Here is a 19,783-nt window from a genome sequence, read left to right on the forward strand (position 1 = left end):
GAGCACGACCAGGGTCAGCGGCGCCTGGGCCTGCGGGGTGGCGGGATGTGTCACGGGGGTCACCAGCCGATCTCGTGTGCGGTCGCCTCGCCGATCGCCGGGGAGCACGTCATGCCGCGCCCGCCGGGACCCGTGACCAGCCACACCCCGTCGAGCACCTGCTCGCGGTGGACGACCCGGGTGGTGTCCGCGCACTGCGCGTACACCCCGGCCCAGCGGCGGCGGATCCGCGGCAGCGGCCGGCCGAGCAGTTCCGCGGCGCGCTCGCGCAGGTGGTCGTAGGGCTCCTCGGTGACGTCGAAGGCGAACGCCTCGTCGTATTCGTGGGTGTCGCCGATGGTCAGGCCGCCGTCGAGGCGCTGGACCATCAGCAGCTGCATCCGGTGCGCGGCGGCGACGGGCGGTTGCGGCGTTCCCTCGCGCAGCGCGTCGAGAGCGCCGCCCGCGTAGGCCGGGTAGTAGCGGAAGCTGTCGGCGTCGGCGACCGAGGTGGTCAGCGGCTCGTCCAGCGGATCGGTCTGCGCCATCTGGAGGCGCACCCGGCGTACCGGCAGTTGCGGCGCCAGCTCCCTGACCAGGCCGGACAGCCAGGCCCCGGTGGTCACCACGACGCTGTCGCAGCCGTACGAGACCCCGTGGTCGTCGCGGACCACGCCGGGGCCGACGTCGCGGACCTCCCGGCCGGGGACGAAGGTGTACCGGCCGGTCGCCGCCAGATGCGCGCGCAGCGCGGGAAGGGCGGCCCGGGACTCCACGGCGGCGTCCTTCGCGCAGTGCAGCGCACCGGACAGCTCGCCGCGCAGCGCCGGGTTGAGGGCCCGCGTCCGTGTGGCGGACAGCCACGAGTAGCCGCGCTCCGCGGCGTCCGGGCGGTCGAGCACCTCCCGGGCGACGGCCTCCTCCGCCGCGGTCCTGACGACCGTCAGCGAGCCGTTGCCGCGGAAGCCGACGCCGGGCACGAGGGCGCCGATCTCCTCCCACAGCTCCCGGGCCCGCAGGGCGGTGTCCAGTTCGGCGCCGGCGGCCCGGCCGCCGACCCACACCAGACCGAAGTTGCGGACCGAAGCGCCCCGCGCCTCGCGTTCGCGTTCCAGATGGACGACCTCATGGCCGCGCTTGATGGCGTGCCAGGCGTGCATGGTGCCCAGCACCCCGGCTCCGACGACAGTGACTCTCACGGCGACGACGTTCGCGCCCGCAGGTGGCCCGGCGGCGTCCGATTGTCGACCGGCGGGTGAACACGGCCGCAAGTCTGGCCTAGACCCGTTATCTTTCCGTGATCGAAAGAGCCGCGAAGCGGCCGCCGGAAGGGCTCAGGACCTGCGGTCCATGTGGACGGTGAAGCTGAACCGGTCGCCCCGGTAGAGCGAGCGGACACGCTCCAGCGGCTCGCCGCCCGCGTCACCGCTGGACCGGTGCAGCAGGAGCATCGGCAGCGCCGGCGGCGTACCGATCAGCAGCGCCTCGCGCGGTGTCGCCAGCACCGTCTCGATCCGCTCGTCCACCACGGCGGGCTCCAGCCCCAGCGTCTCGCGCAGAAAGGCGTAGAAGGACGTGTCCGGGGCGAAGTCCCGCGCCAGGTGCGGCAGTCGGGCCACCGAGAGGTAGGTGCTCTCCAGCCCCACCCGCTCGTCGTCGGCGAGCAGCACCCGCTCCATGTGCCAGACCGCCGCCCCGGCGTCCAGCCGCAGCTCGGCGGCGAGCACGGGATCCGCCGCCAGCTGTTCGAGGGTGATCAGATGCCGGCCGGGGACCCGGCCCTGCCGCCGTACGCCCTCGGTGTAGCTGTCGGTGGACAGCGGCTGGACGAGTTTGGGGCCGGCGACCACGGTGCCGCGGCCCTTGCGGCGTACCCGGCCCTGGAGCAGCAGTTCGCGCAACGCCTGCCGCACGGTCTCCCGGGCCACCCCGAACCGGGCCGCCAGCTCCCGCTCGGTCGGCAGCGGCCCGCCCTCGCCCAGGTCGTCCAGCAGGCCCTCGATGCGGGCCTTGACCGCGAAGTACTTCGGCATCCGGCCGTGTTCCGGGATGCCCGCGCGGATCGGGGCGAGGGGGTCGGCTGCGTTGCTCACCCCGCGATCCTGTCAGACGCCCGGGTGCTCAGCGCCGCAGGCCGAGGGCGTCCCTGCCCGCGTAGCGCGCCTGGCTGCCCAGCTCCTCCTCGATGCGGATGAGCTGGTTGTACTTCGCGGTGCGGTCGGAGCGGGACATCGACCCGGTCTTGATCTGGCCGCAGCCGGTGGCCACGGCGAGGTCGGCGATGGTGGTGTCCTCGGTCTCGCCCGAGCGGTGCGACATCACCACGGTGTAGCCCGCCCGGTGGGCGGTGCCGACGGTGGCCAGGGTCTCGGTGAGGGTGCCGATCTGGTTGACCTTCACCAGCACGGAATTGGCCACCCCGTTGGCGATGCCCTCGCGCAGCAGCGTCTCGTTGGTGCAGAAGACGTCGTCGCCGGTGAGCTGGCAGCGGTCGCCGAGCCGCGGCATCAGCAGCCGCCACCCGTCGAGGTCGTCCTCGGCCATCGGGTCCTCGATCGAGGCCACCGGGTAGCCGGCGACGAGTCCGGCGAGGTAGTCGACATGCTCCTCGGGAGTGCGCCGGACGCCCTCGCCCGCGTAGTCGTAGACGCCGTCGCGGAAGAACTCCGAGGTGGCCGGGTCCATGACCAGGGTGATGTCGTGGCCCGCCTTGTAGCCGGTGCGCTCGACGGCCCGGACGACGAATTCCAACGCCTCCTCGGCGGTGCGCAATTCGGGTGCGAAGCCGCCCTCGTCGCCGACGCCCGTGCTGTGTCCGGCGGCGAGCAGGTCGCCGCGCAGGGTGTGGAAGACCTCGGAGCCCATCCGTACGGCCTCGGCGAAGGTGGCCGCGCCGATCGGGGCGATCATGAACTCCTGGAAGTCCAGCCGGTTGTCGGCGTGCGCGCCGCCGTTGATGATGTTCATCATCGGTACGGGCAGCAGCCGCGCGTCCACGCCGCCGACGTAGCGGTACAGCGGCAGCCGGTGGGCTGCCGCGGCGGCCTTGGCCACGGCGAGCGAGACGCCCAGGGCCGCGTTCGCGCCGAGCCTGGCCTTGTTGGGGGTGCCGTCCAGCGCGATCAGTGCCGCGTCGACAGCGGCCTGGTCCTCCGCGTCGAGCCCCGTCACGGTGTCCGCGATGGTCTCGTTGACGGCGTCGACGGCTCGGCGGACGCCCTTGCCGTGGAAGCGGGCCGGGTCGTCGTCGCGCAGTTCCACCGCCTCCCGAGCACCGGTCGACGCCCCGGACGGTACGGCTGCCCGGCCGAGCGAGCCGTCCGACAGCTCGACGTCCACCTCGACGGTGGGATTGCCCCGGCTGTCGATGATCTCGCGGGCGACGACACGGGTGATGGCGGTCATGGCAGTGCTCCTCACGTGCGGTCCTGGGACCGAAGAGTAAGTTCCCCTCTGCAACAAAGTGCATTCCGAAAAGGAACGTACTATGGATGCATGAGGATGCACAACGCCGACGACGACTGCGGGATCGCCCAGGCCGCCGTCGTCACGGGTGACTGGTGGAACGTGCTCGTCCTGCGCGAGATCGCCCGCGGCCACGTCCGCTTCGACGCCCTCGCCGCCGAACTCGGCCTGTCCCGCAAGGTCCTGACCGAACGGCTCGGCAAGCTCGTCGCCCGCGGCGTCCTGCGCCGCAGCCTCTACCAGCGCCGCCCGGTCCGCTACGAATACCTGCTCACCGACTCCGGGCTCGCGCTGCTGCCGCTGCTGGTGGCCATGCAGGACTGGGGCGACCGCTGGGTGCTGGGCGACGGGAGCGTCACCGCCACCGCGGCCGAGGACAGCGCGGAGCACGCCCGTATGCACGCGCTGACCGGCAGCAGGCTTCCCGCGGAGCTGGAACTGCCCGCGGGAGACGGGACGATGCGTGACGCCGTCGCCCCGGACGCCGCCGCCACCGTCCTGTTCACCTACCCGGCCACCGGGATCCCGTGGGAGGAGCCGCTTCCGGGCGCCGCGGGCTGCACGCTGGAGAACCGGCTCTTCCGCGGCGCCTGGCCCGCGTTCCGTGACGCGGGCGTCGCCGTCCACGGTGTGAGCACCCAGCTCCCGCACGAGCAGGCGGCCTTCGCCCAGGACGAGGCGCTGCCCTTCCCGCTCCTGTCGGACACCCGGCTGCGGCTGGCGGCGGCGCTGCGGCTGCCCACCTTCCACAGCGCCGGCCAACTCCGGCTCAAGCGCGCGGTCCTCGTCCTCGACCGGCGGCGGACCGTACGGCACGTGCTCTTCCCCGTCGCTGACATTCCGCACGCGGTGGAGGAGGCCCGGCGGCTCGCGACCGCGCTCGCCGCCGAGGGCGGCTGAGCGCCGCTCCGGGCCGGTCGCCGGGGCTCGCCCTGCGGGGCTTGCCGAGTCCTGGCGGGCTTTGGCGGGCTCTGGGGGAGCCCGTGGCCGGGTGCGTGGAGCGGTCGGGTGCGGCTGTGCGGGCCGGACGTGGCTCGTCCTGCGGACCGGCAGTTGCGGAGTCCGGCGGCCTGCGCGGGCGATCAGCCGGTGAGGCGGCAACCGGCGTCCGACAGGTGACCGCCGGGGACCGGCCGGCCTCCGGCGGCGAGGAAGGCGGCGCCGACGACGCCGGCGTCCGCACGCAGTGCCGCACGCTCGACGCGGACCCCGGCGGCGAACGACAGCGTGGCGTAGGACCGCAGGTGGCGGCGCAGCGGCGGGAAGAGGACGTCGTGGGCCTCCGCGACACCACCGCCGATCACGGCCACCTCGATCTCGACAAGGGTGGCGACCGCCGCGATGCCTGCCGCCAGGGCGCGTGCCGCGGTGTCGAAGGCCGCGACAGCGGCACTGTCGCCCGCGCGCGCTCCGGCCGCCACCGCGGCGGCGTCTGCGGTGCCGGTCGCGGGACGCCAGCCTGCCCGCAGCGCGTTCCTGGTGATGGCCGTCCCGCTGGCCAGCTGCTCCACGCAGCCGCGCGACCCGCACGCGCACGGCTCGCCCCGCAGGTCGACGGTGATGTGTCCCAGGTGCCCCGCGTTTCCGGTGGGACCGCTGCGGACCACGCCGTCCATGACCAGCCCCGCCCCGACCCCGGTGGACACCACCATGCACAGCGCGTCCCGGCAGCCGCGGGCGGCGCCGACCCAGTGCTCGGCCGCCGTCATCGCCACGGCGTCGCCGCACAGCACGACCGGCAGCCCGGCCGCGGCCGGCAGCGCCCGGGTCCGTTCGACAACCGGGAAGCCGCGCCACGCGGCGATGTTGACCGGGCTCACCGTGCCGCGCTCCACATCGACGGGGCCGGCGCTGGCGATCCCCACCGCGGCCACGCGCTGCCAGCCGGGGTGGGCGGCCAGCGACTCCAGCACCGACGCCACGGCCTCGAACGTCTCCTCCGGCCCGCTGCCGGCGGGCGTCGGCCGCTGGACCCGGTGCACGACGCCGCCCTCGCGGTCGACCACGGCCCCGGCGATCTTGGTGCCGCCGATGTCGACACCGGCCAGCAGGGTCCCGGCCCCGTCGCCGGGGCCGCCGGTCACCTCGCGGGAGTGCTTGAGCATGGGGCTGTTCTCCGTTCGCAAGAACACGAGCAGGCGGCGGGCGTGCGCGAGCCGGGTGGGCGGAGGGCGTCCGCGGGGGACCAGGTGAACGCCGTTCCCGCCGTCGTACGGGCCGAAGGTGGCGCGCCGTCACAGTAGACCCCCGGGGCAAGCGCTGTCCATAGACCGTTCAAGTACGGTTGTTTGTGCGCGGATGTGTGGGTTCCGCTCGCGGATCTACCCGCCGGAGGCTGCGCGTTCCTGTGCCGTTCCTGTGCCACTCCGGGATCGGTGGCCCGAGGAGCGCCATTCGGCGCAGCGAGGTTTCTCGAACGTTTTATGTTCGTCACGCCGGTGCGCGAGCTGCTCACGCCCGCGCCAGCAGCTCGCGCACCGGCCGCCGCGGGTCGGCGGCCATCAGGACCGGAGTGTCGAGGACGGCGGTGGTCCGCTCCGGCACGGCGTACGGCCGCCACACCGGCAGGCCGTGCCCCTCGGGCACACCGGTGCGGGCGAAGCTCGTCCAGTACGCGCCGAGGGCGTCGGCGAGCGCGGCGGGCGCTGCCTTTCCCACCTCGACGCGGGCCCGCGGGGTGTCCTGGGTCTGGAAGACGAACGGGATCTCCAGGGTGTGCGAAGAGCCGCGCCCCGCCCGGGTGTGCGGGGCGCTCCAGGTGAAGAGGTACGCGTACGTGCGGCCGCGGGCCGTACGGCGGGCGTCCAGCAGCCGCTGGGACGGCTCGCGGTAGATCTGCTCGGCGAGGTAGGCCTCGACGACCTCGGCCGCGCGGGGCGGGCGGCCCATGACGGCGGCGAGCCGTTCGGGCAGCCGCGCCGCCAGATCGGCCACGTGCGGGAAGTCGGCACCCGCCAGCCGAGCGGGCACCGCGGTGTCGACGTCGGCGTCCGGAGTGTCCAACGGGACATACCCGGAGGCGTCGTTGAGGTTCGTGCCGATGATCAGGTCGACGTCCGAGGAACTGCCCGCGGCGACCGCGTCGACCGGCACGGCCGGCAACAGCCCCGGGTCCAGGGAGGGTTGGAAGGCGATGTCCAGGTTGGGGCGCCGGCTGCTGCGGCGGCGTATCAGCGCCTCCTGCGCCCGTATCAGGCGCGCGGTCGGCAGCGTCAGCAGCGCGTCCGCCCGCGAGGCGTCGAGACCGCACAATTCCAGCAGTTCGGCGGTGCGCCGCCGGCCGTGGTCCGCGTCCTGGGCGCGGTCGCCGGTGCCGCTCTCGATGATCGCCCGCCGGAACAGCCCCTCGGCGCGGGGCATCGCCAGCAGCGCGGCGACACTCGCGCCACCGGCGGACTGCCCGAACACGGTCGTGTTGCCGGGGTCGCCGCCGAAGGCGGGCGCGGCCTGCCGCACCCACTCCAGGGCCGCCACCAGGTCGAGCAGCGCCGCGTTCGCGGCGTCGGCGTAGCCGGGGCCGAGCAGGTGGTCGAGCGAGAGGTAGCCGAGCGCCCCGAGGCGGTAGTTGGGGGCGGCCACCACGACGCCGTACCGCGCCGCGAGGCGGGCGCCGGCGGTGACCGGGTTGGCGTGGTGCCCGTAGAGGTGGGCGCCGCCGTGGATCCACACCATGACCGGCAGCGGACCGGTGCGGCCGGCCGGCCGCCACACGCTCAGGTTCAGGCACCGGTGCTCGTCCGTCCGCAGCCCGGCCGCGCCGACCGGCGTCTGCGGGCACGCCGGTCCGTAGGCGCGCGCGTCGAGTTCGCCCGTCCAGCGCGGCGGCGGCCCCGGCGCCCGGAAGCGGCCGGCGCTTTCGGCGTACGGGATGCCGAGGAACTCCTCGGCGTCGCCGAACGGCCCGGGCACGGTCCGGCCGCGAACGGTGCCGAAAGGGGTGTGCAGGGTCACCACGGCTGGCTCCTGTCGGATGTCGGATGCGGGACATCAGCATGCCGGGGGTCCCGCGACGCCGGGGCGTGGGGGCTCGCACGGGTCGGCGGCGCCTCTCCCGCTGCCCAGATCGGCCGGGGCGCAGTCCTCGATGACGCGGCCGTCGGCCAGCACCAGTACGCGGTCGGCGACGTGGACGGTCGAGAGCCGGTGGGCGATGACGAGCGCCGTCCGCTTCCGGAAGACCGTGCGCATCGCGTTCAGCACCGCGCGCTCGCTCGGAATGTCGATGACTGCGGTGGCCTCGTCCAGCACGATGACGGAGGGGTTCACCAGGAAGACGCGGGCCAGAGCGATCAGTTGCCGCTGGCCCGACGAGAAGCGGCCACCGCGGTCACCGACCTCGGTCCGGTAGCCGTCCTGGAGCGCGGAGATGAACCGATGGGCCCCGGTCGCCTCGGCGGCCTGCCGGATCTCGTCGGGCGTGGCGTCCGGACGCGCCATGGCGATGTTCTCGGCGACGCTGCCGGAGAAGAGGAAGCCCTCCTGGGGGACCATGACCACCCCGTGGCGCAGCTCCGCCGTCGCGAGGGACCGCAGATCGACGCCGTCGAGGAGGACACGGCCGCGGGTCGGATCGTGGAACCGTGCCAGCAGCCCGGCCAGCGTGGACTTTCCGCCGCCCGAGGGGCCGATCAGCGCGACCGTCTGGCCGGCGGGGATGTCGAGTGCGAAGCCGCGCAGCACCTCGTGCCCGCCGGGGTAGGCGAAGGAGACGTCCTCCCGGTACAGCACGAACCCGGCGTAGGTGCCCAACTCCAGCGTGCCGGGGGCCACACGGTAACCGCCCCACAACACGAGTCCCGCCACAGCGGTGTTGGCAACGAGACGCGAGGAGGTCACGTAACGTGCCATCTCCAGCTCGGCCTGCCGGTTCTCCTTCCGGTGCCGTCGGTTGAGCCGTGCGAACCGGCGCTCGTTGATGTCCTCGCGGCCGAACGCCCGGACGGTGCGGATGCCGGCGAAGGTCTCGCTCATGTCGCCCGCCGCCGCGCCGGCCGCTGCCGAGCGCCGGTGATACACGTCGAGGGAGCGTCTGCGGAAGGCGTGCATGGTCCAGCAGACCGGTGCCATCGCGGCCAGCGCGGCGGCGCCGAGCCGCCAGTCGAGCACCAGCAGGACGCAGGGGACGTAGATCAGAGACACCGCCGCGGTGATGATCCGATCGATCCCGTTCTCGAAGAGCTCGCGGACGGCCTCGACGTCACTGGACGCCCGGGAGGCCAGCGTGCCGGAGGCGTGCTCGCCGTGGAAGGCCACGCTCTGCGCCTGGAGGTGGGTGAACAGGCGCATACGGAGTTCGGTGATCACGCTCTGCCCGACTCCGACGCTCAACCGGCGCTCACCATTCGAAGGCCGTCCACTCCTCTTGGGAACGTCCGTTGCCACGAGCAACCGAGGACAGACCGAGGCCTGGGCGGGTGCATCGCTGGCGTGCGGCCCCGGGGCGGGCGACGCGGTGGTAAAACGTTTGAGTCGCCGACTGCGCTGGGTGTCATGGGCCGTGCGGGTCGCGTCGCCGGGGCGCCCCGTGGCGTCGCGGGCGCGGGGGCACCGAGTGGCGTCGCCGGCCATGGCGGGGCTGGCGGTATCGATTACGATGAGGCACTTGCAGGTTGGCGGGGGCCGCGGCACTGGTGCGCTCTACCGCCGGACCGCCGGGCCTGGCGCATGATCACGACACGAAGGCGGACATCCTGGTGGGGCAGACGACAGCCGCCGGCGGCGAGCGCAAGGCCACGATCAAGGATGTCGCCCGGCTCGCGGGGGTGTCACCGTCCGCGGTGACCATCGCCGTCCACAACAAGCCCGGCGTCTCGTCCACCACCAAGGCGCGCATCCTCCAGGCCGCCAGGGACCTGGGCTGGAGTCCGAACCAGGCGGCGCAGTCGCTTTCCGGCCGCGCGGTGCACACCGTGGGCCTCGCCATCGCCCGGCCGGCCCGGATGCTCGGGCTCGAACCGTTCTACATGGAGTTCATCTCCGGCATCGAGAGCGTCCTGGGGCGGCACTCCTGCTCGCTGCTGCTGCGGCTGGTCGAGTCCGCGGACGAGATCGAGGTCCACCGCGAGTGGTGGCAGGGCAACCGGGTCAACGGCAGCATCCTGGTCGACCTGCAGGTGGACGACCCGCGTATCCCGGCGCTGTCCGCCATCGGACTGCCCGCCGTGGTCGTCGGCCACCCCTCGCTCGCCGGCCCCTTCACCTCGGTGTGGACGGACGACGCCGCCGCCACCACGGAGGCGGTCCGCTACCTGGCCGCGCTGGGCCACCGCCGGATCGCCCGGGTCAGCGGTCCCGCCGACCTCGGCCACAGCGCGATCCGCACCAGGGCCTTCACCGAGGTCAGCGCCGAACTGGGCCTCCAGGCACAGACCGTGGTCGCGGACTTCTCCGCCGACCAGGGCAGCCGGGCCTGCCGTACGCTGCTGCTGTCCGCCGAGCGGCCCACCGCGATCGTCTTCGACAACGACATCATGGCCGTCACCGCGCTCGGCGTCGCCGCGGAATTCGGGCTGTCCGTTCCACGGGACCTGTCCCTGCTGGCCTGGGACGACTCCCAGCTGTGCCAGCTCACCCGGCCGATGCTCTCGGCGATGCGGCACGACATCTTCTCCTTCGGCGCCGACGTGACCGAGACGCTGTTCGAGGTCATGGCGCGCCGCGAGGCCCGCTCGCACGCCGCGCAGGTGCCGAGCCTGGTGCCGCGCGGCTCCACCGCGCCGCCGCCGCGGGGCTAGGCCGCAGCTACCGCCGGGTCGTGGCAGCCGATCCCGTACGGGCGGACAGCCCGGGCGCGGGGGCGGACCTGCTCGAAGCCGTGGCTCCGGCCCCCAGGTGCCGCTCGATCTCCGCGGCCGGAAACGCCGTCTTCTTGCTCTCGTCGAGCAGGCGGCGGAAGAAGGAGTCCAGGACGACGGTAGGGCGCGCGTGCCGGTCGATGATGGCCGTGATCCCGGGCGGGATGCCGCCGGGCCGCCGGCCTGCGATCCAGTCGCCCAGGAAGACCTCCCGTTCCGTGTCGCCGCGTACGCCGTCGAGCACGTGGTACCGGAGCAAGTGGCTCGCGCTGTAGCAGTGGTCGTAGGCGAGGTGGTCCGAGAGGAAGCCGGACTCGTCCGCCGAAAGGTCGAAGCGGGAACTCAGGGCAAGTCCGAAGTCAGCGAAGTAGAGCCGGCGGCCGTCGGTCAGGATGTTGGCGAAGTGGGCGTCGAAGTGGACGAGCCCGCGAGACCTCATGAAGGCGGCTCCGCCCGTCAGAGCCTCCTCCACCCAGCCGAAGGGCGAGCCGTCCCCGTCCTCCGGCACGGCCGCCTCGCGGTGGTCGGCCAGCCATCCGGCGAGTGTGTGCGGTACGTGCTCCAGGAAGAGCACCAGGCTGGACGAGGACCGGCCGATCGCCTCCAGCCGGTCACGAACAGCGGGTGATCCCTCCCAGTGCGCGACGGCCCCCTCCAGGCCTCCGAAGTCGTTGGTGAATCCCTCGGGAGGGGAGTCCGGCAGTACCCGCCAGTGGTACATCAGGGGGAATCCCGCGTACTCGTCGCCGAGAACCCAGTTCGTGGTCATGGTGTGCACGGCAAGCTCCCGCCAGGCACCGAACCCGGCCGAGCCCACCCCGTACTGGTAGAACAGCGGCAGTTTGAAGACGTTCGCCGTCGACCGCGCGTTCTCCGGGCGCAATTCGGTGTCCGTCAGAGGGATCCGCTTGACGAAGACGCGCGTTCCGTCGACGTCCAGCTCTGCCGACCTGCCGCCGATCCCCGACCCGAGCGGCGTGGCGGCGGCCACGACCTCCCCGAGCCGGTGGTCGCTCAGCAAGGAGAGCCGGGTGCTCACGCTCCCGTAACCAGTCAGGCGTGCGGCACGCAGCAGATCCTGCTCCACCATCGACGGCTCCTCGGCGCCCGAACGAGGGCTTCGGCAATCCTGCGTATGGCGCCGACCCTACGCCGACGACCGAGCGCGACCCCCGGTTGACGAGAACCGGGCCGACCAGGTCCCCTCTTCACGACTCGGCGTTCCCCGGCCATCGCGATGGGCGGACGCCCGGTCTCGTGTGCCGGCCGGGGGGTTTGGTCCATACCTGGACATGGCCGGCTGAACCTACCCCGTTAACTGGCACGTTCTACCTCCGGCTGGTCCGAACCATTGACAGGGTCAGGACAGGGTTCTAGCTTCCTGGCGTCGGTTCATCCGTGCCCCAAGTGTTCTCCACGGTCCCGTGCGGTCCCGGCCGGAACCGCACGACATGCAACGTTCCACCCCCATGACGTTCATGAGAGGGTTCACATGAGACCGAAGATCCTCACCCGCAGGACCGCGGCCGTCATCGCCGCGCTGCCGCTGGCCGCCGTCGCGTGGCTGGCCACCTCCCCGTCGCAGGCGTCCGCGACCGGCGCCTCGACGCCCGACGCCGTTGTCGGCTACCTGCACCAGATCAGCGGCAACCACGTCATCAGCGGAGTGCACAACAAGGAACCGCTGAGCAATCCGTCGCAGTACACCGCGCAGGCGCACTCCGTCACCGGCAAGTGGCCCGGCCTGTGGGGCGGTGAACTGGGCTTCACCGCAACGGACATCGCCAGCCGGCAGACGATGATCAACCAGGCGAAGACCGAGTGGGCCAACGGCTCCCTGGTCAATCTCACCTGGCACATGTGCCGTCCCGACGTCGACACCTGCGACTTCGACAGCGGCCCGAACCCGATCAAGGGCAGCCACCTGTCGGACCCCGAGTGGCAGCAGCTCATCACCGACGGCAGCACGCTCAACACCGACTACAAGCGCAAACTCGACACCGCCGTCCCGTACTTCCAGCAGCTCAAGGACGCGGGTGTGCCCGTGCTGTTCCGGCCGCTGCACGAGATGAACGAGGGCTGGGCGTGGTGGGGCGGGCGCTCCGGGGCGAGCGGCAGCGCGAAGCTGTTCCAGATCACCCACGACTACCTGGAGTCCAAGGGCCTGACCAACATCATCTGGGTGTGGAACGTCAAGGACATCGACGGCGGCGCCGCCAACGTCGCCTCCTACTACCCGGGCGACAGTGACGTCGATGTGGCGAGCCTCGACCCCTGGGTGCACAACTGGCCCAGCAGTGAGTGGTACCAGGCGATCGTCAACGTCGCGCACGGCAAGCCCGTCTCGCTCGCCGAGGTCGGGACCGTGCCGAGTGCGTCGCAGCTGGCCGCGCAGCCGCTGTGGACCTGGTTCATGATCTGGGCCGACTACCTCACCAACCCGTCGTACAACAACAACGCCGCCGTGCAGGCGACGTTCAACTCCTCCCGGGTGCTGAGCCAGGGCCAGTTCAGCGTCCCCACCGGCAGTCCGACGACGCCGCCGACGACTCCGCCGGGCGGTTCGCGCACGGGTGCGGTGACGGGTGTGGGGGGTAAGTGCGTGGACGTGGCGTCCGGTGGGACCGCGAACGGTACGGCGGTTCAGGTGTACGACTGCAACGGTACGAGTGCGCAGTCGTGGACGGTGGGTTCCGACGGTACGGTCCGGGCGCTGGGCAAGTGCCTGGATGTGACCGGTCAGGGCACGGCGAACGGCACCGTGCTCCAGCTCTGGGACTGCAACGGTTCGGGCGCTCAGCAGTGGGTGGCGGAGTCGGACGGGCATCTGAGGAACCCGCAGTCGGGCCGCTACCTCGACGTACCCGGTGGAAGCACCGCCAACGGCACCCGCTTGCAGATCTGGGACCGCAACACCAACGCCTGGCAGCTCTGGCACCTCCCCGCCTGACCGGACACAGCACCTCGTCGGGGCCGTCCGCACGCCACCCGCGGACGGCCCCGAGTCGTCCCTTCACCGGCTTCCCACCGCTCAGTTGCTGCCGACCGCGCGCAGGCCGCCGGGGGCGGTGTGGGTGGTGGGGGCGGGTGCGGTGGAGTGGCGGACGACGAGTTCGGGTTCGTGGAGGAGTTCTTTGGGGGTGGGGTTGGTGCCGTTGATCTGGTTGGCGAGGAGGGTGACGGCGGCGCGGGACATGGCTTCGATGGGTTGGCGCAGGGTGGTGAGGGGTGGGTCGGTGTAGTTCATGAAGGCGGAGTCGTCGTAGCCGACGACGGAGAGGTGGTGGGGGACGGTGAGTCCTTGGCGTCGGGCGGCGCGGATGGCGCCGAGGGCGAGGACGTCGCTGCCGCAGATGAGGGCGGTGATGCCGGTGGCGAGGAGTTCGGTGGCGACGGCCTGGCCGCCTTCGAAGGAGAACAGGGCGTGGCCGATGGGGTGGGTGTCGGTGGTGGTGTGTTTGGCCCGGCTCTGGTTGTGGTTGTGGTGATGGGCGAGGGTGGTGAAGGCGGCGGCTTTGCGGCGGGAGGGGCTGTGGTCGGCGGGTCCGACGAGCAGGCCGATGCGGGTGTGGCCGAGTGAGGTGAGGTGGGCGTAGGCCTGCTGGACCGCGGCCACGTCATCGGTCGACACCTGCGGAAAACCGAGCGTGCGGGGACCGAGCCGGTCCTGGTGATGCTCCGCGGCACGGACCGCGTGGCGGTCCTGACGGTGTTCCGCGATCCGGTCGGGCCGCCGGTCGGCCGGGCCCGGCCGGTCCGGCCGGCGGTCGAGCTGCCGCTCCGCCTGGATCGCGGCGTAGTCGATCGCGGCGTTGAGCAGGACGACGGGCAGGCCCCGCTGGAGCAGGGCCCGGTATTCGTCGGCGCTCAGTCCGCCGCAGAAGATGACGCCGGAGACCTGCTGGTCGAGCAGCATCGTCACGTACTCGGCCTCGGTGAGCCCGCCCGCGGTGCGGGTGCAGAGCACGGGCGTGAAGCCGAGCTGGACCAGGGCGCCGCCCGCGACCTCCGCCAGTGCGGGGAAGATCGGGTTCTGCAGTTCGGGCAGCACCAGGCCCACCAATCGCGCCCGTACGCCCCGGAGTTGGGTGGGGCGTTCGTAGCCCAGCACATCGAGGGCGGTCAGCACCGCCTGCCGGGTGCTGTCCGACACTCCGGGCTTGCCGTTCAGCACGCGGCTCACCGTCGCCTCGCTGACGCCCACCCGCTTGGCCACTTCCGCCAGTCTCCGAGTCATGACGCGATGTCCGCTTTCTTCGTCGAGGCCCGAGCGCCGGTCAGCGCTGCCGCAGCCATACGGTCGTGTCGGTCGGCAGCTCCCCGGCGCCTGATCCCGCCGCGCCGGGGTCCGCCGGGTCGAAGCCGGGAGCGCTGGACAGGACGACGTCGGCGTCCGCGGGCAGCGGCACCGTAGCGCCCGAGAGGTTCGCCAGGCAGAAGAAGCCGTCGCCGCGGGCGAAGCCCAGGACGCCGGGAGTATGTCCCGGCAGCCAGCGGAAGTCCGCGCCGCGCAGCCCCCGCTCGCCGCGGCGCAGCCGCAGGGCCGCCCGGTAGAAGGTCAGCATCGAGCCGGGCCTGCCGTCCTGGGCCTGCACGGTGTGCGCGGCCCACTGCTCGGGCTGCGGGAGCCACGGCGGGGCGGCTGCGCCCTCCGGGCTGAAACCGAACGGCGGCTGGTCGCCGGACCAGGGCAGCGGCACCCGGCAGCCGTCACGGCCGATGTCGGTGCCCCCGGTGCGGTGGAAGATCGGGTCCTGGCGCAGCTCGCCGGGGATGTCCTCGACCTCCCACAGGCCCAGCTCCTCGCCCTGGTAGAGGTAGCAGCCACCGGGCAGCGCGAGGTTGAGCAGCAGTGCGGCCCGCGCCCTGCGGGCGCCCAGCTCCAGGTCGGTCGGGGTCTTGTGCTGGCGCAGGGACAGCCCGAAGGAGGTGTCGGCACGGCCGTAACGGGTGACGTGCCGCGTGACGTCGTGGTTGGACAGCACCCAGGTGGCCGGGGCGCCGACCGACGCGTGCGCGGCCAGCGTCGCGTCGATGACCCGGCGCAGCGCCGCCGCGTCCCAGGGGCAGTTGAGGTAGTCGAAGTTGAAGGCGCTGTGCATCTCGTCGGCCCGCAGGTAGTGGGCGAACCGCTCCGGGTCGGCCAGCCACACCTCGCCGATCAGCGCGCGCGGCTCCTCGTAGCCGTCGGCGAGGGTCCGCCAGGCGCGGTAGATGTCGTGTACGTCGTCCCGGTCGATGTACGGGTGCGGCACCGGCGGCGTGTCGGGGTCGAAGTCCGGCAGCGCGGGGTCCTTGGCGGGCATCGTCGCGGAGTCGATCCGCACCCCGTCGGCCCCGCGGTCGAACCAGAAGCGCAGCACGCTCTCGTGCTCCTCGCGGACCTTGGAGTTGTTCCAGTTCAGGTCGGGCTGTTCGGGCGCGAAGAGGTGCAGGTACCACTCGCCGGGCGTGCCGTCCGGGTTGGCGGTACGGCTCCAGGCCGGTCCGCCGAAGACGGACTGCCAGTCGTTGGGCGGCAGTTCGCCGTCCGTACCGCGTCCTGGCCGGAACCAGAACAGGTCGCGGGCCTCGGCGCCGGGACCTGCGGCCTTGGCCTCCTGGAACCAGGCGTGCCGGTCCGAGACATGGTTCGGGACGACGTCGACGATGATCCTCAGACCGAGCGCGTGGGCGTCGGTGATCAGGGCCTCGGCCTGTTCCAGGCTGCCGAAGGCCGGGTCGATGCGGCGGTAGTCGGCGACGTCGTATCCGGCGTCGGCCTGCGGCGAGGCGTACCAGGGGGTGAACCACAGGGCGTCCACGCCGAGTTCGGCCAGGTAGGGCAGGCGGTCGCGGATGCCGGTCAGGTCGCCGATGCCGTCGCCGTCGCCGTCGGCGAAGGAACGCGGGTAGACCTGGTAGATGACGGCGTCACGCCACCACTGGACGGACTCGGCTGCGACGGTCTGATCGGCCACGGGGGCGGGCTCCTTCAGTGAGGGGGTGGTGATATCGGGGCAAAGTGCGCGAACAGTGGGCGTGCGGAGGCAGCGTCCGGCGGCCGGGGGACCGCGGGGGAGCGGCCGGGAGGGGGTACGGGACAGGCGCGCCGCCTCAGCGGCCGGCCCGGGCCGGTGGCCGGGCCGGGTCAGCGGCCGGCCCGGGTCAGCCCTTGAGCGCTCCGGCGGACAATCCGCCGAGGATGTGCCGCTGGAAGAACAGGAACAGCACGATCATCGGCACCGCCGCGATCGAGAGCCCCGCGATCATCTCGGTCGGCGGCACCTGCGTGGTGGACGTGGACAGCCGGTGCAGCGCCACCGACAGCGTCTGCTTGTCCGGGTCCTGGAGCACCAGCAGCGGCCACAGGAAGTCCTTCCACATCCCGACGACCGCGAAGATGGAGATCACCGCGAGCACCGACCGCGACAGCGGAAGCACCACGCGCAGCAGCGTTTGCAGCCGGGAGGCGCCGTCGATGCTGGCGGCGTCGAGGAGTTCGCCGGGGATCTGGTCGAAGAAGCGCCGCAGCACGTAGATGTTGAAGGCGTTGGCCGCACCGGGCAGCCACAGCGCCCAGGGCGTGTTCAGCAGGTTGAGGTGGACCAGGGGCAGGTCGGAGACGGTCAGGTAGGCGGGCACCAGCAGCGCCGCGGAGGGCAGCATCAGACTGGCGAGCATCCCCGCGAAGATCGCCTTGCCGAACGCCGGCCGCAGTTTGGACAGCGCGTAGGCGGCGCACACGTCCACCGAGATCTGGATCAGCCACCCGCCGGCCGCGTACCAGACGGTGTTGAGGAAGAAGTGCGCGATGTCCATCTGGCTCCACGCGTCGCGGTACGCGGCCACGTGCACGGACTTCGGCAGCAGCGTCGGGGTCTGCGCGGCGAATTCGCGCGGGGTCTCCAGCGCCGAACTCGCCATCCAGTACAGGGGGAAGAGGAAGGCGGCGGCGAACAGCACGGTCGTGACGGTGAGCACCGTGAAGTACGCGGCGCGGTAGCGGGGCCGGGCCAGCTCCTGGTCGGAGATCAGACTGCGGGTCGCCGGGGAGGCGGAGGCGCGTGTGGTCATGGTCGTGTTCCCTCGTGTTCCTCAGTCCGTTTCCCGGGTCAGCCGCAGATACAGCGCGGCGAACACCCCGAGGACGGCGAACAGCAGCACGCTCATCGACGCGGCCAGTCCGAAGTCGTTGTTGACGGCGAAGGCGTAGCGGTAGATCAGCGTCATCACGGTGATGGTCGACGGATCGGTGAAGCCGGTGAGCTGGAAGGGCTCGATGAAGACCTGCATGGTGGAGATGATCTGGAGCAGCAGCAGGACGAGCATGATGAAGCGCATCTGCGGGAGGGTCACGTACCGCAGCCGCGCCCAGAGGCCGGCGCCGTCCAGCTCGGCCGCCTCGAACAGCTCGCCGGGGATGGCCTGGAGCGCGGCCAGGTACATCAGCGTCGCGCCGCCCATGTTGGCCCAGGTGGACACCAGCACCAGCGAGATCATCGCGGTGTCCGGCGACTGGATCCACTGCGAGGTGGGCAGGTGCGCGCCGCGCAGCGCGGTGTTGAACAGGCCGCCGCCGGGGTCGTAGAAGAACTGCCAGAGCATGACGCTGACGATCGGCGGCAGCATCACCGGCAGGTAGACCGCGATGCGGAAGTACGCCGTGAAGTGCCGCAGTTCGTTGAGCAGCACCGCGATGACGAAGGGCACCGCGTAGCCGAGCAGCAGCGCCAGGCCGGTGAATTCCGCGGTGTTCTTCCACGCGGTCCAGAACAGCGGGTCGTCGAAGAGGTGGTGGTAGTTGTCCAGGCCCACCCACTGCGGCGCGGTGATCAGGTTGTCCTGCTGGAAGCTCAGCATGATGCCCCGGACCAGCGGATACCAGGAGAACACCGCGAAGCACACGATGCCGGCCGCCATGAAGCCGTACGCCAGCGCGTTGTCGGCGAGCCGGCGGCGCAGCCGGGCGTGCCGCGCGGTGAGTGCCCCGGTGCGGCCGTGGGAGGGGGCCGCCGGAGGGCCGGGGCGGTGCGGGGCCAGGGAGGTGGCCATGAGAACTCCTTCGTCGGCGTCCGCGGGCCGCGCCGGTCGGGGCTCGGCGGGGCCCGCGGACAGTGCGGGTCGGTCTTCCGGGTGCGCGCGGTCTACTGGGCCGCGAGCAGGGAATCGACCTGCTTGGACGCGTCCGACAGCAGGGAGTCGATGTCGGCGTCCTTCCGGGTGAGGACCGTGGCCATGGCGGTGTCCAGCACGGCGTAGATCTGCTGGGCCTTCGGCGGTTCGAGCACCAGCGGGATGCCGGCGATGGTCTGCTGGAAGGGCGCGTAGTTGCTCACCGGCACGTTGGCGTACTTGGCGTCGGCGGCTGCCTTGGCCTGCGCGGCGGCGCCGGTCCACAGGTTGGGCTCGGGCAGGCCGACCGGCTGCTTGGCCGCGGACGCGCGCTGGGAGCCCAGCGCGATGCGGTCGGGGTTCTCGTACTTGAACATCACCCAGGCCATGGCGGCCTTGATCTGCTCGGGGGTGTCCTTGGGGTTGAACATGAACCCGCCGCCGCCGGCCAGGGTGCCCTGGCCGCCGGGGATCGGGCCCTGGCCGTACTCCTTGGGGTCGCCCTTGTACTGCGCGACGATGCTGGGGATGTTGTCCGAGGTGGCGAGGTACATGCCGAGCTTGCCCGCGCCCATCATCTGGAGCAGGTCCGCCCACTCCAGGAGCTGGCGCTCGCCCATCGAGTTGTCGGTCCACCGCATGTCGTGCAGCTGCTGGAGGACCGCCTTCCCGGTGGCGTTGTCGAAGTCGGCCTTCCAGGTGCCGTCGGACTGCTGCTTGGCGACGTCGCCGCCGCGCGAGTACATCTCGGCGGTGAAGTGCCAGCCGCCGGTGTTGGACTTGCTGTAGTCGCCGTAGCCCACGGTGCCGTGGCCGAGGGCTACGATCTTCTTGGCGTCGGCGCGGACCTCGTCCCAGGTCGTCGGCGGCTTGTCCGGGTCGAGCCCGGCCTGCTGGAACAGCGTGCGGTTGTAGACCAGCCCCATCGAGTAATTGCCCTCGGGCAGGCCGTAGGTGTGGCCCTTCGCGTCCTGGAACACCTTGCGCAGCTGCGGCTTGACCTGGCTCGCGGCCGGGAACTGCGACAGGTACGGGGTGATGTCGGCCGCCTGGTGCTTGGCGATCAGTCCGGCCGGGTCGGTGTAGTACACGTAGAAGGCGTTCTCCAACTGGCCGCCGGCCAGCTTCGTGGAGAAGGTCTGCGGGTCCATCTGGCCCTCGTGCGGCACCACTTTGATCTTCGGGTGCAGCTTCTCGAAGGCGGACACGTCCTCCAGGAAGATCTTCCGGTTCACCGGGTCGGTCTTGGCGGGCATGTCGTTCACCGTGATGGTGACGACGCCGTCGGACGAGGTGGACGAGCCGGAGGAGCTGCCGCAGCCGCTCAGTGCGAGGGTGAGCCCCGCCGCTGCGGTGACGGCGAGGGCGATGCGGGCTCTGCTGCCCGCCGGGAAACCGGTCATGAATCGTCCCTGGTCATGAGGGGGGTGGAGGGGGCGGCCGCTCCCCGA

15 protein-coding genes are annotated in these 19,783 nt (G+C 72.0%); 3 read left to right on the forward strand and 12 right to left on the reverse strand.

Going from position 1 to position 19,783, the window contains the following annotated elements:
- Positions 1 to 59: 59 nt before the first annotated feature.
- From OHA86_RS34165 to eno, 3 genes are all read right to left on the reverse strand, one after another.
- The gene (locus tag OHA86_RS34165) at positions 60 to 1,178 is read right to left on the reverse strand and encodes a TIGR03364 family FAD-dependent oxidoreductase (protein WP_329181612.1); all 1,119 of its coding nucleotides are present in this window, start codon (positions 1,176 to 1,178) and stop codon (positions 60 to 62) included.
- Between the two features lie 135 nt (positions 1,179 to 1,313).
- On the reverse strand, positions 1,314 to 2,012 hold the full coding sequence (locus OHA86_RS34170) for a GntR family transcriptional regulator (protein ID WP_329182665.1): 699 nt from the start codon (positions 2,010 to 2,012) through the stop codon (positions 1,314 to 1,316).
- Between the two features lie 88 nt (positions 2,013 to 2,100).
- Complete coding sequence (eno, locus tag OHA86_RS34175) at positions 2,101 to 3,384, reverse strand: phosphopyruvate hydratase (protein WP_329181615.1); 1,284 nt, start codon at positions 3,382 to 3,384, stop codon at positions 2,101 to 2,103.
- A gap of 90 nt (positions 3,385 to 3,474) precedes the next feature.
- On the opposite strand from eno, the gene OHA86_RS34180 reads away from it, so the two are divergent.
- On the forward strand, positions 3,475 to 4,344 hold the full coding sequence (locus OHA86_RS34180) for a winged helix-turn-helix transcriptional regulator (protein ID WP_329181617.1): 870 nt from the start codon (positions 3,475 to 3,477) through the stop codon (positions 4,342 to 4,344).
- 182 nt (positions 4,345 to 4,526) lie between these two features.
- Here OHA86_RS34180 and OHA86_RS34185 read toward each other — a convergent pair whose 3' ends face one another.
- The 3 genes from OHA86_RS34185 to OHA86_RS34195 all read right to left on the reverse strand — a co-directional run bounded on the left by OHA86_RS34185 (position 4,527) and on the right by OHA86_RS34195 (position 8,772).
- On the reverse strand, positions 4,527 to 5,549 hold the full coding sequence (locus OHA86_RS34185; RefSeq protein WP_329181619.1) for an ROK family protein: 1,023 nt from the start codon (positions 5,547 to 5,549) through the stop codon (positions 4,527 to 4,529).
- Positions 5,550 to 5,895: 346 nt separating this feature from the next.
- The gene (locus tag OHA86_RS34190; protein WP_329181620.1) at positions 5,896 to 7,398 is read right to left on the reverse strand and encodes a carboxylesterase/lipase family protein; all 1,503 of its coding nucleotides are present in this window, start codon (positions 7,396 to 7,398) and stop codon (positions 5,896 to 5,898) included.
- Between the two features lie 33 nt (positions 7,399 to 7,431).
- Complete coding sequence (locus OHA86_RS34195) at positions 7,432 to 8,772, reverse strand: ABC transporter ATP-binding protein (RefSeq protein WP_329181622.1); 1,341 nt, start codon at positions 8,770 to 8,772, stop codon at positions 7,432 to 7,434.
- A gap of 365 nt (positions 8,773 to 9,137) precedes the next feature.
- Between OHA86_RS34195 and OHA86_RS34200 the strand changes: the two genes are divergently transcribed.
- Positions 9,138 to 10,178: a LacI family DNA-binding transcriptional regulator gene (locus OHA86_RS34200; protein ID WP_329181623.1), complete on the forward strand. Its 1,041-nt coding sequence runs from the start codon at positions 9,138 to 9,140 to the stop codon at positions 10,176 to 10,178.
- Between the two features lie 7 nt (positions 10,179 to 10,185).
- Here OHA86_RS34200 and OHA86_RS34205 read toward each other — a convergent pair whose 3' ends face one another.
- A complete protein-coding gene (locus OHA86_RS34205) occupies positions 10,186 to 11,328 on the reverse strand; it encodes a protein kinase family protein (RefSeq protein ID WP_329181624.1) in 1,143 nt (380 codons plus the stop codon).
- A gap of 402 nt (positions 11,329 to 11,730) precedes the next feature.
- On the opposite strand from OHA86_RS34205, the gene OHA86_RS34210 reads away from it, so the two are divergent.
- Positions 11,731 to 13,188 carry a glycosyl hydrolase gene (locus tag OHA86_RS34210; protein WP_329181625.1) on the forward strand — a complete coding sequence of 486 codons (1,458 nt, stop codon included), beginning with the start codon at positions 11,731 to 11,733 and terminating at the stop codon, positions 13,186 to 13,188.
- Between the two features lie 81 nt (positions 13,189 to 13,269).
- Here the strand turns inward: OHA86_RS34210 and OHA86_RS34215 are convergent, their stop codons facing one another.
- From OHA86_RS34215 to OHA86_RS34235, 5 genes are all read right to left on the reverse strand, one after another.
- Positions 13,270 to 14,475: a LacI family DNA-binding transcriptional regulator gene (locus OHA86_RS34215; protein ID WP_329181627.1), complete on the reverse strand. Its 1,206-nt coding sequence runs from the start codon at positions 14,473 to 14,475 to the stop codon at positions 13,270 to 13,272.
- A gap of 40 nt (positions 14,476 to 14,515) precedes the next feature.
- A complete protein-coding gene (locus tag OHA86_RS34220; protein WP_329181628.1) occupies positions 14,516 to 16,198 on the reverse strand; it encodes a glycoside hydrolase family 13 protein in 1,683 nt (560 codons plus the stop codon).
- Between the two features lie 187 nt (positions 16,199 to 16,385).
- The gene (locus tag OHA86_RS34225) at positions 16,386 to 17,294 is read right to left on the reverse strand and encodes a carbohydrate ABC transporter permease (protein ID WP_329181630.1); all 909 of its coding nucleotides are present in this window, start codon (positions 17,292 to 17,294) and stop codon (positions 16,386 to 16,388) included.
- A 21-nt stretch (positions 17,295 to 17,315) separates the two neighbouring features.
- Entirely contained in the window at positions 17,316 to 18,272 is a 957-nt protein-coding gene (locus OHA86_RS34230) for a carbohydrate ABC transporter permease (RefSeq protein ID WP_329181632.1), read from the reverse strand.
- Positions 18,273 to 18,364: 92 nt separating this feature from the next.
- Positions 18,365 to 19,735: an ABC transporter substrate-binding protein gene (locus tag OHA86_RS34235; RefSeq protein WP_329181633.1), complete on the reverse strand. Its 1,371-nt coding sequence runs from the start codon at positions 19,733 to 19,735 to the stop codon at positions 18,365 to 18,367.
- Positions 19,736 to 19,783 lie beyond the last annotated feature (48 nt).

The sequence above is a fragment of the Streptomyces sp. NBC_01477 genome, assembly GCF_036227245.1.
GTDB lineage: Bacteria > Actinomycetota > Actinomycetes > Streptomycetales > Streptomycetaceae > Actinacidiphila.

What these genes read in the sequence shown, in the direction of transcription:
- OHA86_RS34170 (WP_329182665.1), bottom strand. Translation starts at nt 2,012, where the DNA reads ATGCCGAAGTACTTCGCGGTCAAGGCCCGCATCGAGGGCCTGCTGGAC.
- eno (WP_329181615.1), bottom strand. Translation starts at nt 3,384, where the DNA reads ATGACCGCCATCACCCGTGTCGTCGCCCGCGAGATCATCGACAGCCGG.
- OHA86_RS34180 (WP_329181617.1), top strand. Translation starts at nt 3,475, where the DNA reads ATGAGGATGCACAACGCCGACGACGACTGCGGGATCGCCCAGGCCGCC.
- OHA86_RS34185 (WP_329181619.1), bottom strand. Translation starts at nt 5,549, where the DNA reads ATGCTCAAGCACTCCCGCGAGGTGACCGGCGGCCCCGGCGACGGGGCC.
- OHA86_RS34205 (WP_329181624.1), bottom strand. Translation starts at nt 11,328, where the DNA reads ATGGTGGAGCAGGATCTGCTGCGTGCCGCACGCCTGACTGGTTACGGG.
- OHA86_RS34210 (WP_329181625.1), top strand. Translation starts at nt 11,731, where the DNA reads ATGAGACCGAAGATCCTCACCCGCAGGACCGCGGCCGTCATCGCCGCG.
- OHA86_RS34215 (WP_329181627.1), bottom strand. Translation starts at nt 14,475, where the DNA reads ATGACTCGGAGACTGGCGGAAGTGGCCAAGCGGGTGGGCGTCAGCGAG.
- OHA86_RS34225 (WP_329181630.1), bottom strand. Translation starts at nt 17,294, where the DNA reads ATGACCACACGCGCCTCCGCCTCCCCGGCGACCCGCAGTCTGATCTCC.
- OHA86_RS34230 (WP_329181632.1), bottom strand. Translation starts at nt 18,272, where the DNA reads ATGGCCACCTCCCTGGCCCCGCACCGCCCCGGCCCTCCGGCGGCCCCC.
- OHA86_RS34235 (WP_329181633.1), bottom strand. Translation starts at nt 19,735, where the DNA reads ATGACCGGTTTCCCGGCGGGCAGCAGAGCCCGCATCGCCCTCGCCGTC.